This is a genomic window from Natronobacterium haloterrestre (assembly GCF_900112205.1).
Lineage (GTDB): Archaea > Halobacteriota > Halobacteria > Halobacteriales > Natrialbaceae > Natronobacterium > Natronobacterium haloterrestre.
This window is the reverse complement of record NZ_FOKW01000006.1, coordinates 199,576-213,060: the sequence shown is the minus strand read 5'-3', so window position 1 is coordinate 213,060 and position 13,485 is coordinate 199,576. Positions and strand designations below refer to the sequence as shown.

At 65.9% G+C, this 13,485-nt stretch carries 14 protein-coding genes; 7 read left to right on the top strand and 7 right to left on the bottom strand.

The window, feature by feature from the left end; genetic code table 11:
- The first annotated feature begins 130 nt into the window (after nt 1–130).
- Both BM113_RS13175 and BM113_RS13170 read left to right on the top strand, forming a co-directional pair.
- Complete coding sequence (locus BM113_RS13175; protein WP_089788531.1) at nt 131–2,476, top strand: twin-arginine translocase subunit TatC; 2,346 nt, start codon at nt 131–133, stop codon at nt 2,474–2,476.
- A gap of 169 nt (nt 2,477–2,645) precedes the next feature.
- The gene (locus BM113_RS13170; protein WP_007141129.1) at nt 2,646–2,822 is read left to right on the top strand and encodes a ribbon-helix-helix domain-containing protein; all 177 of its coding nucleotides are present in this window, start codon (nt 2,646–2,648) and stop codon (nt 2,820–2,822) included.
- 79 nt (nt 2,823–2,901) lie between these two features.
- Here the strand turns inward: BM113_RS13170 and BM113_RS13165 are convergent, their stop codons facing one another.
- The gene (locus BM113_RS13165; RefSeq protein ID WP_089788530.1) at nt 2,902–3,678 is read right to left on the bottom strand and encodes a 23S rRNA (uridine(2552)-2'-O)-methyltransferase; all 777 of its coding nucleotides are present in this window, start codon (nt 3,676–3,678) and stop codon (nt 2,902–2,904) included.
- Nucleotides 3,679–3,964: 286 nt separating this feature from the next.
- On the opposite strand from BM113_RS13165, the gene BM113_RS13160 reads away from it, so the two are divergent.
- Together BM113_RS13160 and BM113_RS13155 are read left to right on the top strand one after the other, a co-directional pair.
- Nucleotides 3,965–5,809 (top strand): C69 family dipeptidase, encoded by a 1,845-nt coding sequence (locus tag BM113_RS13160; RefSeq protein WP_245758053.1) that lies wholly within the window; start codon nt 3,965–3,967, stop codon nt 5,807–5,809.
- 138 nt (nt 5,810–5,947) lie between these two features.
- A complete protein-coding gene (locus tag BM113_RS13155) occupies nt 5,948–6,199 on the top strand; it encodes a DUF7127 family protein (RefSeq protein WP_089788528.1) in 252 nt (83 codons plus the stop codon).
- 121 nt (nt 6,200–6,320) lie between these two features.
- Here the strand turns inward: BM113_RS13155 and BM113_RS13150 are convergent, their stop codons facing one another.
- Nucleotides 6,321–7,133, bottom strand: a complete 813-nt coding sequence (locus tag BM113_RS13150; RefSeq protein WP_245758052.1) for a hypothetical protein — start codon at nt 7,131–7,133, stop codon at nt 6,321–6,323.
- Nucleotides 7,134–7,205: 72 nt separating this feature from the next.
- A complete protein-coding gene (locus tag BM113_RS13145; protein WP_089788527.1) occupies nt 7,206–7,781 on the bottom strand; it encodes a uracil-DNA glycosylase in 576 nt (191 codons plus the stop codon).
- Nucleotides 7,782–8,004: 223 nt separating this feature from the next.
- Here BM113_RS13145 and BM113_RS13140 point away from each other — a divergent pair, with 223 nt between their 5' ends.
- Together BM113_RS13140 and BM113_RS13135 are read left to right on the top strand one after the other, a co-directional pair.
- On the top strand, nt 8,005–8,748 hold the full coding sequence (locus BM113_RS13140) for a DNA polymerase sliding clamp (protein ID WP_007141134.1): 744 nt from the start codon (nt 8,005–8,007) through the stop codon (nt 8,746–8,748).
- 195 nt (nt 8,749–8,943) lie between these two features.
- Nucleotides 8,944–9,303: a HalOD1 output domain-containing protein gene (locus tag BM113_RS13135; protein ID WP_089788526.1), complete on the top strand. Its 360-nt coding sequence runs from the start codon at nt 8,944–8,946 to the stop codon at nt 9,301–9,303.
- A 107-nt stretch (nt 9,304–9,410) separates the two neighbouring features.
- Here BM113_RS13135 and BM113_RS13130 read toward each other — a convergent pair whose 3' ends face one another.
- Nucleotides 9,411–10,274, bottom strand: a complete 864-nt coding sequence (locus BM113_RS13130) for an alpha/beta fold hydrolase (RefSeq protein ID WP_089788525.1) — start codon at nt 10,272–10,274, stop codon at nt 9,411–9,413.
- A gap of 180 nt (nt 10,275–10,454) precedes the next feature.
- Between BM113_RS13130 and priL the strand changes: the two genes are divergently transcribed.
- Nucleotides 10,455–11,567, top strand: coding sequence for a DNA primase regulatory subunit PriL (priL, locus tag BM113_RS13125; protein ID WP_089788524.1), 1,113 nt, complete (start codon nt 10,455–10,457; stop codon nt 11,565–11,567).
- Nucleotides 11,568–11,602: 35 nt separating this feature from the next.
- Here the strand turns inward: priL and BM113_RS13120 are convergent, their stop codons facing one another.
- From BM113_RS13120 to htpX, 3 genes are all read right to left on the bottom strand, one after another.
- Entirely contained in the window at nt 11,603–12,139 is a 537-nt protein-coding gene (locus BM113_RS13120) for a hypothetical protein (RefSeq protein WP_245758051.1), read from the bottom strand.
- Nucleotides 12,140–12,199: 60 nt separating this feature from the next.
- A complete protein-coding gene (locus BM113_RS13115) occupies nt 12,200–12,454 on the bottom strand; it encodes a DUF7472 family protein (RefSeq protein WP_089788523.1) in 255 nt (84 codons plus the stop codon).
- A gap of 105 nt (nt 12,455–12,559) precedes the next feature.
- On the bottom strand, nt 12,560–13,447 hold the full coding sequence (gene htpX, locus BM113_RS13110; protein WP_089788522.1) for a zinc metalloprotease HtpX: 888 nt from the start codon (nt 13,445–13,447) through the stop codon (nt 12,560–12,562).
- Nucleotides 13,448–13,485 lie beyond the last annotated feature (38 nt).

Sequence of the window (13,485 nt, the reverse complement as noted above, 5' to 3'; positions counted from 1 at the left end):
AGATAGGCCGCCAGTTATAGGCCTTTTTCTTACGTCCATCGAACGAAAGCGATCGAGGCCGAACGCGGGCCCGAACCGATAGCCCACTCGAAAGGTTGATAACTGGATGTAAGTTACCCACAGCCAGCAAATGAGTTCTGCCGTCGACGAGGACACCGCCCGGGCGATCAACTCCGGGCGCGAGACCCTCGGCGCGATGCTCTCGACCGCTCAGACGCACCTCCAGAAGGTGTTCATCGTCTTCGTCGTCGGCTTCATGGGCGCGTTCTACGCCCTCCGGGTCTACATCTGGGACTTCCTCGAGGAAACGGCCCAGGCCGAGATGAGCCCGTACGTCGCCCAGTCGACCGACGTCATTACGCGGACGCCGTTCGAGGTGATACTGTTACAGGCGAAGATCGGCATGTTCGTGGGGGCCATCGTCGCCCTTCCCGCGCTCCTGTACTTCGCGCGCGAACCGCTTCGGGAGCGGGGGTACGACAGCGTCGTCCCGATCTCGAAGGGGTACCTGGCCGGCTTCGGTCTCACCGCCTTCGTCCTGTTCTGGGGCGGCATCTTCTACGCCTACGGCATCTTCTTCCCGTACGCGTTCGACTTCCTCGCGAGCAACGCCGTCAGCGCCGGCGTCAAACCGAGCTTCGGGATCACCGAGTTCACGCAGTTCATGGCGCTGCTGACGCTTTCCTTCGGCCTCGCGGCCCAGCTCCCGCTCTTTATGGGAGTGCTCTCCTACACCGAGATCGTTCCCTACGAGACGTTCCGCGACAAGTGGCGCCACGCTATCGTCGGTGTCACCGTCTTCGGGGCCCTGTTCTCCCCGCCGGACCCGTTCACGCTGATCATGTGGGCGATGCCGATGGTCGGCCTCTACGTCTTCAGTCTCGGGCTCGCGAAGGTCGTCTCGAACGTCCGGCGGCGCGGGGCCGCCGAAGCGCCCGGATCCGGTCGTGGCACCGACCACATCAAGCGAGTCGTCCTCCGGTTCGTCGGCATGCTGGTCGCCCTTGCGATCGCGACGGCCGCCGCAGTGAACCAGGGCGGCTTCGACCTCCTTCGGACGAACGTCTACCCGACCCTGCCGGAGTACCTCCGGCCCGAGAACGGCCAGGTCGGCGCCCTCGAGTCGATCGCCGTCGAGTACGGACTTCTGGGCGACGTCGCGGTCGGACTGATCGTCGCGCTCGTCGTCGGCTTCCTCCTCCTCTTCGGCTACACGCTGAAAGTGCTGCAGGGCCCGGTCTATCCCCGCGAGGACGACCTCCGGAACGCAGACGATCCCGACGACGTCGACTTCGAGACGCTCGAGGCGGCGGACATCGAGGACGTCCCCCCGCAGGTGTTCCTCGCGATGTCCGAAGACGACGCCCTGGAGTACTCCCGACAGGCGATGTACGACGACGACCGGGAGAAGGCCGAGGCGATCCTGAACCGGTTCGACAACCTCGAGGGGGCAAGCGACGGAACGGCCGACGGTGACGCCGCCGAGAGCGGTTCGTCCGGGGCGGCCGGCGGTGCGGACGCCGGCGCGGGCGACGGACAGGAGGAAAGCGTCGTCGCAAGCACCGCCGCCGGCATGCTCGACCCGTTCACGGAAGACGAGACGACCGAGGACGACATCGGCGGCTACGCCTACGACATCGCCTTCGTCCTGAACAGCCTCACCTCGAAGATGTTCCGTATCGTGGCCGTGTTCATGCTCGTCATGGGCGGGACCTTCTTCTGGCTCTACCAGGGCGGCCTCGGCGGGGTGCTCGCGACGTTCCTCGACCGCGTGCCCGAAGAAGTCCTCCAGGAGGTGGCCGTCCGCAACGACGTCGATCCGAGCGGGATGCCCCTCGAGCAACTCATCACCCAGATGGACATCGTCATCGCGCTTCACCCCGTCGAAGTGCTGATCTTCGAAGTGAAAGTGAGCGTGCTGGCGGCGGCCGTCGCCGTGCTCCCGATGGTGCTGTACTACGCCTGGCCCGCCCTGAAAGAGCGCGGTCTGGTCTACGGCGACCGGCGCGTGTTCATCCTTTGGGGTGGCGGCCTGGCCGGCGGGTTCGCCCTCGGTACCTACCTCGGGTTCTTCTGGGTCGCGCCGGCTGTCATCTCGTACCTGGTCTCGGACGCCATCACCAACGGGATGGTCGTCTCCTACCGGATCAGCAGCTTCTTCTGGCTGGTGATCTTCACGACCCTCGGCATCGGCTTCCTGTTCAACATCGTCGTCACGATGGCGCTGTTCCACGTCGGCGGGATCGTCAGCTACCGGACGATGCTGCGGGGCTGGCGGCCGGTCGTCGTCGGCATCTTCGCCGTCGCCGCCATCGCGAGCCCGAAGGGGATCCTCACCATGTTGATGGTCGCGATCCCGATCGCGCTCACGTACATGCTCGGACTCGCCGTCCTCTATCTCCTGACCGGCGGCGGACGGCTGTTCGGCGGCGAAGGCGGCGGTCCAGACCTCGAGACGGGGCTTCTCGGCCGGTAACGTCCCTCGGCACTCGCACTCTCACCCGTACTCGTACTCGTACTTGTACCCGTACCCGTACTCGCACCCGCATCCGTCCCCCTCCGCTCGCTGTTCGTCTGACCGATAGCCAGCGGCGACCCACGAGAAACACCCAACGTATATTGGCCGGCTATTCGCTAGCGAGGATATGCCGAAGATCAGCGTCGAAATCCCGGAGGAACTGCTCGAGGACCTCGACGATCACGTCGGCGACGACGGGAAGTTCGTCAATCGCAGCGACGCGATCCGGGCGTCGATCCGCAAAACCCTCGACATCCTGGACGAGATCGACGAGCGACACGATCGACTCGAGACCGACGAATAGGTATCCGGATCGCCGAAACGGCTTCGGTCGATCGCGATCTCGCTGCGATCGACCGGACGACGACCTTCGGCGATCCGTATCACTCGCGCTCGAGCGGCTGAGCGAACCCGAAGTTCGGCTTGACGTCGTCGACTCGCACCGTCACGACGTCGCCCGGCTCCGTCGACGGGACGAACAGCCGGTAGCCGTCGACGGAGGCGATCCCGTCGCCCTCGCCCCCGACGTCCTCGATCTCGACCTCGAGTTCGTCGCCCGGCCGGACGGGGGCGGTGATCCGACCCTTCCCGATGAAGTAGATCTCCGAGGATTCGTCGCGGGAGGCCTTCGGACTCGTCGCGCGGACGTACTGGAACTCCTCTTCGACCTCCGCGCGGAAGTCGTCGACGTCGGGCCCCTCGAAGACCTTCACGACGAAGTCCCCGCCGGCGTCGAGCAGTTCGAGCGCCGTCTCGAACGCCTGCCGGGCGAGATGCAGCGAGCGGGCCTGGTCGAGCGAGTACTCGCCGGACATGTTGGGTGCCATGTCGGATACCACGGCGTCGACCTCGCCGCCTGCGGCGTCGATGACCCGCTCCCGCGTTCGGTCTTCGGTCATGTCGCCGCGGATCGTCTCGACGTTGTCGTGGTCCTCGAGGTCGTCGATCCGCTGGAGGTCGACGCCGATAACTTTCCCTTCGGGGCCGACCGTCTCGGCGGCGACCTGCAGCCAGCCGCCCGGCGCAGCGCCGAGGTCGACGACGGTGTCGCCCCGAGAGATGACGCCCTCGAGTTCGTCGAGCTGTTTGAGCTTGTACGCCGCGCGACTCCGGTAACCTTCCTGTTTCGCCTTGTTGTAGTAGTGATCGCGTCCTGTCATGGTCTTTTCACCGAGTTCTCCACAGTCTCCCGAACGGGGAACGCGGACAGGTCGTCATTCATACGGGGAGAAGGCGACCGACTCGGAAAGGGTCATCGGATAGGGCCGCTCGAAAGAGCGATTCCGCTCGGACGGTTGAGTGCGACAGGAGCCTATCGGGTCGGTCGTCGTGACGCCGGTCAGTCGAGCGATTTCGGGTGGGACATCGCCGAAAGCCGCTCGGAAAAGGGCATGAACTTCATAATTAAGAACAATATTTTCTCCGACTTTGAACGACGTATGACGTGTGAGACATAAGACAATCACCGTGCTGATGGCAGTGGTAATGGTGGCATCGGTACTCGTTCCGATCACTGCAGCTACGCCGGGCGCTGCAGCGGAATCCACAGGGGACGCCCCATCGGCAACGGAGCCAGCGGCGGAGGCCCCTCCACACGTCCACCCCGATCACGACGAGGATCGCGGGTGTACGATGATACTCGTCGGTAAAGACGCCAGTGCGAGCGATTCGGTATTCATGGCCAGAACCGAAGACTACGACGGCAACTGGGCGAAGCACCTACAGCACGTCCCCGCCCAAACGCACGAGGACGGAGAGACATACGAGGCGTTCAACGGTCTCGAGTGGCCGCTCCCTGAAGAGACGTACTCGTACAATTCCGCGAAGGACTGGAACACCGAGTACGGTCAGTTCGAACAGTTCGCCATTAATTCTCAGGGTGTCGGCGTAACCGCGACGACGACGCTCAGCCTGAACAAGGACGCCGAGGAAGCCGACCCGCTCGTCGACGCCGGCATTCACGAGGCGAGCGTAGCCACGCTCGTAGCCCAGCAGGCCGATACGCCTGAAGAGGGTGTCGAACTGGTCGGCGATATCATCGAAGAAGAGGGCGTCTCGCAGCCGTTCGGGATGGCGATCGGGAACGGAACGGAAGTCTGGCTCCTCGAAACCGCGAGCGGACACCACTGGGCCGCGCACAAGATTCCCGACGACGAGTACTTCGTCGGGGCCAACGCGATGCGGATCGGCGAAGTCGACCTCGACAGTCCGAACTACAAGGGATCCGATGGATTGATCGAGTTCGCGGCGGAGAACGACCTCTACGATCCGGAAACTGAAGAATTCCACCTCGCCAAGGCGTATGGGACGGCAGACGACTACGCCTCCTATAATTACAACCGCGTCTGGGGCGGCCTCAATTACTTCGGCGTCGCCGACGCGGCGTGGGACACCGACGACGTTCCCGGTCCGGACGGGCGGGATTACCCGCTGACGGCCGAGCCGGAGACAGAGATCGCCGTCGAAGACGTCATGGAGTTTACCCGGTACCGGTACCAGGGTACTGACCAGGATCCGATGGAGATGGACGAGCCGCCGCTGCCACGAACGGTCGGGACGACTGCGACGATCGAGTCCCATGTGCTCCAGCTGACCGACGACGGCCCAACGCCGATTTCCGACGTCGCGTGGGTCTCGATGGGGACGCCGCTTGCCAGTCCGTACGTGCCGTACTATCCCGCGCTCGAAGAGTTCCCCGAGCCGTATACGAAGGGGACGGACACGTACAGCGAGGACTCCGCGTTCTGGCAGTTCAAGTCCCTCAGTAACCTGCAGTTCCTCGCGTACGACCACGTCGCACCGATGATGTCCGAAGAGATCGAGTCGTTCGAAGACGCGGCGCTGGAACGCCAGGCCGAGAAAGAGCAGACGGCCGCCGAGCTGTGGGAAGAAAACGAAACGGAGGCCAGAGAGTACCTCGCTAACTACTCGGAAACGCAGGCTCTGGAGGCCCTGGAGCTCGCGTCCGATCTCGAGAAGGAGATCCACACGACCCTCGCAAACACCGAGGGCTGGGAACTTGCGAACCCCGCGGTCGATGCCGAGCCGGAAGGCTGGGAGCTGCCTGACGAGGGCGACGAGGCAACCGAAAGCGAGAACGAAGCCGAAAACGACGAAGGCGGCGAAACCGACGCCGAAAGCGCAGAAAGTGCCGAAACAGAAACGAACGCTGGAAGCGGCAGCGAAGAGGACGGCGACGCGACAGGCCCCGTGATCGGCGTCAGTAGTATCGTGACGCTCGCCGCGCTGGTCGCCCTCGCTGTCCTGGCAGTCCGCCGCCGAGACAACTAACCCGACGGTCCCTCGACGAACCTGGCCGCGAAGCGTTCGGTTCCACGACCGACGCCGCGGACCCTCCGTCACACCGCCGCCGACCGGGCGGCAGTTTCGTGCACACCCCTTACGGGCAGCGGCCCCCGACCCTCGAGTATGGAAACGCCACCCGAACTCGAGGACGCGGCCGGCGACCGCTCGGACGTTACGATCACCGACCGCGAGTACGACGAGGAGTACGTGATCGCCGTCGACTTCGGCCGTGACACCGGCGAGGTGTCGCTCGACGTCGTCGACGACACGGCGATCGTCGTCGCGGACGACGACCAGTTCGAGTTCGACGTGCCGGCCGACGCGAGCGAGGTGACGGTCAACGACGGTATCCTCACGATTCGCGAGGAACTGTAGCGGACGCGTTTCCCGTTTCGCCCGTTTTGCTACTCCTTCTCGATCCGTTCAGTCCCGGCATTCCCCATGAACCGAATCGCAGGCGACCTGGAGCACCACCGCGCCCGCACCGCCTCGACGGTTACCGGCCCTCGTCGAGGTCGTGATCCTCGCCGCCGGAATCGGTCGCCCCGGGCTCGTCGGTTTCCGTCCCGTCACCCTCCGTTTCGTCGACTTCTCCGGTTTCCTCGCCCGCCTCGCCGTCCCCGGGGCCGCGTTCGGACGCCGCCGGCATCTCGGCGTCGATGTTCCCCGCGTCCCCGGTCGTCGATCCCGAATGCTCGTCGGCTCCGTCGGTCCCCCCGGTCCCTCCGGTCCCGCCGTCCTCCGGCCGAGCGCCCCCCGCGTTCGCGTCTGCGTCTGTTCGATCGCCGACGTCTTCGCCCGCCCGAATGGTGGGTTCGGGATCTCCATCCGTCAGTTCGGTCGGGTCGACCTCGAGCTCGCGGCTCGCCGCCGTTTCGACCGCATCACGGTCGGCCTCGATCGGGGTTCGGTCGACCCTTTCTCGGTCGTCGGGTTCCTCCATCCGGTCCGACGGGTCCACCCGCGGCCCCTCGGCCGGGTCGTCGTAGAACCCGTCGTCTGCCCTCGTCGGCTCCGACGCGTCCGGATCGTCGATCCCGCCCCCCGCGTCCGTCGGCTCGAGGCTCCCTTCCGGGAACGATGCCTCGAGCCGGACCGCGTCTGCGGTGATCTCCGTGACGGCGGAGTCGGCAAGCGGGATCGGTTCGTGGCTGCCCTCCCAGTCGAGGGCGGCCTTCAGCGAGTCCGTTACGTCGGGGTCGGGTTCGACGTACGCGGTCTCGTCGTCGACCTCGACGATCGCCCCGAGCGGGTCGCCGCTCGCGCTCTCGACGGTCTTGCCGACGTCGTCGGTCGTGAAGGTCGTCATACGCCGCGGTAGCGTCGGCGTCGGGAAGCCCTCGGTGCCTGCACAACCCGGGGGCTTCTGACACGCGGCGGACTATGCCCGCTCGAGCGCCGCTTCCAGATCCGACTCGATCGCGTCGACCTTGCTCCGGTCGTACAGCGCCGCAGCGGGGTGGAAGACGGGGACGACGGTCCGCCCCTCGCGTTCGAACTCCCGGCCGTGGAGGTCGGTGATCGTCTCGTCCGTCTCGAGGAGTTGCGTCGTCGCGAAGCTCCCCATCGGGACGACGACGGCGGGGTCGACGCGCTCGAGTTCCGCCTCGAGCACCGGCCACCAGGCCTCGATCTCGGCGACGTGCGGGTCCCGGTTCTCGGGCGGCCGCACCTTGACGAGGTTGGTGATGTAGCAGTCCCGCCGGTCGTAGCCGATCGCCTCGAGGGCACGATCCAGCTGGCTCCCGGCCTGGCCGACGAACGGTTCGCCCTGCTGTACCTCCTGTGTGCCGGGTGCCTCGCCCACGAGGACGACGTCGGCCGAGAGCGGTCCGACGCCGGGGACGAACCGCTCCCTGTCGACGTGTTCGTCGGGGACCAACTCGAGGGCGTCGGCGAAGACGTCGGTGAACTCCCAGTCGGGATCCGACGACGGCGACGGGTCGGAGTCGCTCATGGGCATGGCTACGGGTGCGACGGAAAACGTCGTTGCCTTGCGTACGCACCGCCTCCACGGGGAGTGCGCCGAACGACTCGGGAGGTCACCGGCGGACTCGAGAGCCGACCGTGCGAAGAATACGCACAGGGCCGCCGGAGCCGGCTACGATCCGTGACCGATTCGCCTCCCGCCCGCGCGTAAAGGGTGGCTTTTTATGTCGACCGTTCGTACCTCGGCGTATATGTTCAAGGCCATCGTGAGCGCGGAAACGCTCACCAGCGCGCTCGACTCGGTGAGCGTGCTGGTCGACGAGTGTAAAATCCACCTCGAGGAAGACGGGCTCGAAATCCGGGCCGTCGACCCCGCCAACGTCGGGATGGTCGACCTCTCGCTCGACGCGGCCGCGTTCGAATCCTACGAGGCCGACGGCGGGCTGATCGGCGTCGACCTCTCCCGGCTCGAGGACATCGCGGGCATGGCCGAATCCGGCCAGCTCATCCAGCTCGAACTCGACGAGGAGACCCGGAAGCTGCAGATCCAGATCGACGGGCTCGAGTACACGCTCGCGCTGATCGACCCCGACTCGATCCGCCAGGAACCCGACATCCCGGACCTCGACCTGCCGGCGGAGGTCGTCCTCGAGGGGAAAGACGTCAACCGCTCGGTGACCGCCGCGGACATGGTCTCCGACCACATCGCGCTGGGCGTCGAGGAAGGCGACGAGTACTTTTACGTCGACGCGGAGGGTGACACCGACGACGTCCACCTCGAACTCACCGGGGAGGACCTGATCGACCTGCAGGTCGGCCCGGCCCACTCGCTGTTCTCGCTGGACTACCTCAAGGACATGAACAAGGCGATCCCGAAAGACACCGAGGTCACGCTGCACCTCGGCGAGGAGTTCCCCGTCAAGATCTACTTCGGGTTCGCCGAAGGCCAGGGACAGGTTACCTACATGCTCGCGCCGCGGATCCAGAGCGAGTAATCGACGCGAGCCAACCCGCGCTTTCCTCGCTTCTCGGTCCGCCGGACCGACGGTTACCGGATCTTCTCTTCCTCGAGTCCCCGCCGTCTACCGACGCCGCGACCGGCACCCGTTGCGGTCGACGATCCCGTCGAATACTTAAAACTGACATATGGGAAGGGGAGTGCCTACCCCCACGTCGCCTGTAGTGAGTGTATGCCCTCCAGCGACGAATCGACCGATCCCGCCGAGTCGGACGCCAGTTACGCGACGACGTTCGATCCCCACGCCGGCGACGGACCGAGCGAGCGGATTATCGACGCGGTCGCCGCGCTCACGAACGAGGACCCGCTCGAGTTGACCCCCCTGTACGAGGCCGTGGATCCGGACGCACTCGACGCACTGTTCGTCCACAGTCGCGGCCGGAGCGGGCTGTCCGCCGCCAGCGGGGACCCGGACGTCGACGGCGGCATCGACGAACTGTGGTTCACTTACGAAGGGTTCGACGTCGGCGTCCACAGCGACGGCGAGATTCTGATCCAGGAGGCCACGCAGGGATCGAGCGCGAGCGCCTGATACGGATTGCGGGCACAGCACAACCGTCGCCGGATCGCGGTTGTGCGGGAACTGACGGCCAGTAACCCGTGGAGTTCCGGCCCCTCCGCCCCGGCCACAGCGGCCGGTCAGCCCCGTTCCTCGAGGAATTCGAGCAACGCCCCGTTGACGCGTTCGGCCGCTTCGATGAAAAAGCAGTGTGACCCGCCCTCGACGAGTTCGAGTCGGGCGTCCGGAAGCCTCTCCGCCAGTAGTTCGCCGTTCGCGGCCGGGACGACCCGGTCGTCGGTGCCGTGCATGACCAGCGTCGGCACGCGGAGCCGTTCGAGGCGGTCGCTGACGTCGAACCCCAGGACGGCCGCGGCCTGGGCCTCGCGGGCCGGCTCGTCGGCGTCCTGCTCGAGTCGCCACTCGATGATCCGGTCCATCAGGTGCGGGTTCCGGTTGGTGAACCGTTCGGTGAAAGCGGGTCGCATCCGGTGGCGGATCGTCTCGCGCTCGTTCGCCCCGTCGGGAACGTCGAAGATGTGTTCCTGGGTTTCCTCCGGAACGGGGACCGCGTCCGGCCCGCCGTGACTCGTACAGCACAGGGTCAGCGTCTTCGTCCGGGAGTAGTCGAGTGCGTACTGCTGGGCGATCATCCCGCCCATGCTCGCCCCGACGAGGTGGACGTCGTAGAGGCCGGCGTCGTCGAGCACCGCCTCGAGGTCGGCGGCCAGCCCTTCGATCGAGTAGCCCGCCAGTTTGCTGAGGATCGGCGCGCGCAAGAGCCGAGGGAGTCGGGGAACGAGCGGCGGCAGGCCGGCGTCCGAGCGGCCGGTACCGCGGTTGTCGGGCGCGATCACCTGGTACTCGTCGGCGACTGCCTCGCGTTGCCAGCGCCACATCCAGCGACCGTACCCCAGTCCCTGGAGGAAGACGACCGGATCGCCGTTCTCCGCTCCGTCGCGCTCGTAGTAGATCGACACGCCGTCCCGCGTCGCCCGTGGCATACCCGAAATGACGTATCGGATCCCCTTTAAATCGATCCTCGACGTCGCCGTTCGAATCCGGGACGGGGCTCCGGGACCTGTCGAAGTAATCCAGTTTTACCCCGCCCAAAACGGGTTTACCGCCCCGGGCGACAATCAGGGCGTTTATCCCGACGCAGTAATATCCTTTTACCGATCACGATGCAGGCACTGCACGCCCGGTACCCGTTCCTCGAGGCCGCCCGCGAGACCGTCGCCACGGAGGCGGTCGACCTCGCTACCGTCGTCGAACGGGACCGGGCGGTCGTCGAGCGCGCTACCCAACGCGTGATTACCGCGCTCGAGGACGGCGAGGTCGGGGACTCCCACCGCGATACCCGCACCGAGTTGCTCTCCTACCCGGTCGCGCGGGTCCTGGTTTCGATGGTCGACGAGCGCGTCCTCGTCCGCAAATACGCCCGTGCGGAGGCCGCGACGGCCTACGAGCGGTTCACCGAGGACATGGCAGACACGACCGAACTGAAAAGCGTCGAGTCGACCGGCCTCGACCTCGAGGAGTTGCTCGACGAGTTCGATCTCGCAGCGGCGGTCCGGGAGACCGGCGCGGACGGACGCGGCGAGTACCGGATCGACGTCGGGACCTACCTCCCGCTGGCCGAGGACCTCTGGGACGACGAGTGGCGGCTGGTTAATCGGTCGTTGGCGAACAGGGAAGTCCCCCTCTCGGAGGAGGAACTGCTGACGCTCGTCCGGGAGGCGATCCGGAACCGCATCGACGAGGGGCTCCCGTTCGACGTCCCCGACGCGATCGCGACCGAACTCGAGGCCGAGGCCGACGAGATCAGGCGGGTGCTCGCCGATCTCGATCTCACACGCGAGATCGATACCGTCGTCCCCGAACTGTTCCCGCCGTGTATGAAGGCGCTGCTGGACGACGTCCAGAAGGGCGAACACCTGCCTCACCACTCCCGCTTTGCCATCACTTCCTTCCTGACGAGCATCGGGATGACGACCGACGAGATCGTCGACCTCTACCGGGTGAACTCCTCGTTCGGCGAGGAGATGACGCGCTACCAGACCGAACACATCCGCGGGGAAACGTCGCCGACGGAGTACTCGCCGCCCTCCTGTGCGACGATGCAGTCCTACGGGGACTGCGTGAACAAGGACGACCTCTGTGAGCGCATCCCCCACCCGATGGCCTACTACGAGGAGCGAATCGACGACGCCGACGACGAGGAACTGGAGGACTGGCGGGGACGGGAGGACGACTCGGAGGCCGAAGCCAGTAGCGAAGCGGCAAGCGCCGAGTAGCGGCCGAACCGCGGTCGCGGCGACCGACTCCCTTCTTACTCGAGGGGCCGTTCGGCCGTGCTCTCCTCGCGCCGACGCGTGACGGTCCGTAGCGTCGGCTCCCGGTCGCCTCGCCGGTCGAGGTCCGGGGCGGATTCGGGAGCGGACGCCGATTCGGACTCGAGGACGGGTTCGGGTTCGGATTCGGGTTCGGATTCAGATTCGGGTTCGGATTCGGAGCCGGAGCCAGGGGCTCGCTCGGGTAGGTGGTCGGCTCCGGACTCGCACTCGAAATCGGAGTTGGAGCCGAGGCTGGAGCCGGAGTCAGAGTCGGAGTCAGAGTCGGAGTCGGGTCCACGAAGCGACTCCCTCGTCACGAGTCCGACCGCGAGCGCCACGAGAACGGCGAGGGTCCCGGCGGCACCCGCCGGACTGAGCATCGCCGACGGCCGCAGGACCAGCGCCGACCCGAGCACCGCCAACGCAATGCCGACGACGAGCGGCCACAGCAACGGCGACGACAACGAGAGCGGTACCGGTCGCAGTGACCGACCGTGACCGTCGGCTGTCGACCCGTCATCGGACTCGTTCACACAACGTGTCACTCACACTATGTGTAAAAAGCTGCCGGCTGTGTGGGCTTCGGCAGCCGATCAGACCGCGCTCTGGGCGTCCGCATCGTCGAGACCGTCGTCGGGGTCGTTCAGGATGTACGCCAGGCCGATCCCGACCGCGGTCAGCAGAACGATGAAGCCGATGATCGCGCCGACGAGCAGTTCCGCGCCGTCCTGGGAGAGCACACCGCCGTCAGCGCCGTAGGTGTACCCGATACCGATCATGGTCCCCAGCATCAACAGGACCGCAGAGACGGCGAGGACGATTTCGATGATTCGCTCACGCTCGAGCATTATACGACCGATTTCTTCGGCCGGATCAAAAGCGCTTCGAAGGCCTCGGGCGTCGGAGAACCGAACGCCAATCGACGTTACGGCAAAGGACCGAGCAAGCGCCGTTCAGACGGTCATTTCCCGCTCGAGTTCGCGCAGTTGCTCGATGCGGCGTTCCGTCGGCGGATGCGTGCTGAACAGGCGGCCGACGACGCCGGACTTGATCGGGATGATGAAGAAGGCGTTCATCTCGGCCTCCTCGCGCAGGTCGTCTTTGGGCACCTTGTCCATCTCCCCCGAGATCTTCAGCAGGGCCGAGGCCAGCGCCGACGGGTTGCCGGTGATCGCGGCCGCGCCCCGGTCGGCGGCGTACTCGCGGTACCGAGAGAGCGCCCGGATCAGCAGGTAGCTGATGATCCAGACGATCAGCGAGACGAGGATGGCGACGACGACGCCACCGCCTCCCTGACGGCCACGGCCGTGACCGCCGCCGAAGAACGCTCCCCAGCGGACGATCATGAACGCGATCGTCGAGAGGAACGAGGCGATGGTCATCACCATCATGTCGCGGTTCTTGACGTGGGCGAGTTCGTGTGCGAGGACGCCGTCGACCTCCTCCTGATCGAGCGACCGCAGGAGGCCGGTCGTCACCGCGACGGCCGCGTTCTTCTGGTTTCGGCCGGTCGCGAAGGCGTTGGGGACGTCCGAGTCGATCACCGCGACCTTCGGTTTGGGGAGGTCGGCCTGCTGGGAGAGCCGCTCGATCGAGGCGTGAAGCTGTGGGTACTCGTCGGCCGATACCTTCCGCGCGCCCATGCTCCGGAGCGTGAGCGTGTCGCTGAAGTAGTACTGGACCAGGGACATCCCGCCGAACAGCATCCCGAAGACGAGCAGGTTCGCGCCGCCCGCGAGGTAGGCGGTGAGCACGCCCGCGAAGACGATATACAGCGCGAACAACAGGAACATCGTCAGGAACATTCGGAACCGAAGGCCCCAGTCCGCCTGCCAGTTCATACTCGAAAGTAGGGCTCGAGGCGAATAAGTGTCACCGA

What these genes read in the sequence shown, in the direction of transcription:
- BM113_RS13150 (WP_245758052.1), bottom strand. Translation starts at nt 7,133, where the DNA reads ATGACGACCTTCACGACCGACGACGTCGGCAAGACCGTCGAGAGCGCG.
- BM113_RS13155 (WP_089788528.1), top strand. Translation starts at nt 5,948, where the DNA reads ATGGAAACGCCACCCGAACTCGAGGACGCGGCCGGCGACCGCTCGGAC.
- BM113_RS13175 (WP_089788531.1), top strand. Translation starts at nt 131, where the DNA reads ATGAGTTCTGCCGTCGACGAGGACACCGCCCGGGCGATCAACTCCGGG.
- BM113_RS13130 (WP_089788525.1), bottom strand. Translation starts at nt 10,274, where the DNA reads ATGCCACGGGCGACGCGGGACGGCGTGTCGATCTACTACGAGCGCGAC.
- BM113_RS13140 (WP_007141134.1), top strand. Translation starts at nt 8,005, where the DNA reads ATGTTCAAGGCCATCGTGAGCGCGGAAACGCTCACCAGCGCGCTCGAC.
- BM113_RS13115 (WP_089788523.1), bottom strand. Translation starts at nt 12,454, where the DNA reads ATGCTCGAGCGTGAGCGAATCATCGAAATCGTCCTCGCCGTCTCTGCG.
- BM113_RS13165 (WP_089788530.1), bottom strand. Translation starts at nt 3,678, where the DNA reads ATGACAGGACGCGATCACTACTACAACAAGGCGAAACAGGAAGGTTAC.
- BM113_RS13135 (WP_089788526.1), top strand. Translation starts at nt 8,944, where the DNA reads ATGCCCTCCAGCGACGAATCGACCGATCCCGCCGAGTCGGACGCCAGT.
- priL (WP_089788524.1), top strand. Translation starts at nt 10,455, where the DNA reads ATGCAGGCACTGCACGCCCGGTACCCGTTCCTCGAGGCCGCCCGCGAG.
- BM113_RS13170 (WP_007141129.1), top strand. Translation starts at nt 2,646, where the DNA reads ATGCCGAAGATCAGCGTCGAAATCCCGGAGGAACTGCTCGAGGACCTC.
- BM113_RS13145 (WP_089788527.1), bottom strand. Translation starts at nt 7,781, where the DNA reads ATGAGCGACTCCGACCCGTCGCCGTCGTCGGATCCCGACTGGGAGTTC.
- htpX (WP_089788522.1), bottom strand. Translation starts at nt 13,447, where the DNA reads ATGAACTGGCAGGCGGACTGGGGCCTTCGGTTCCGAATGTTCCTGACG.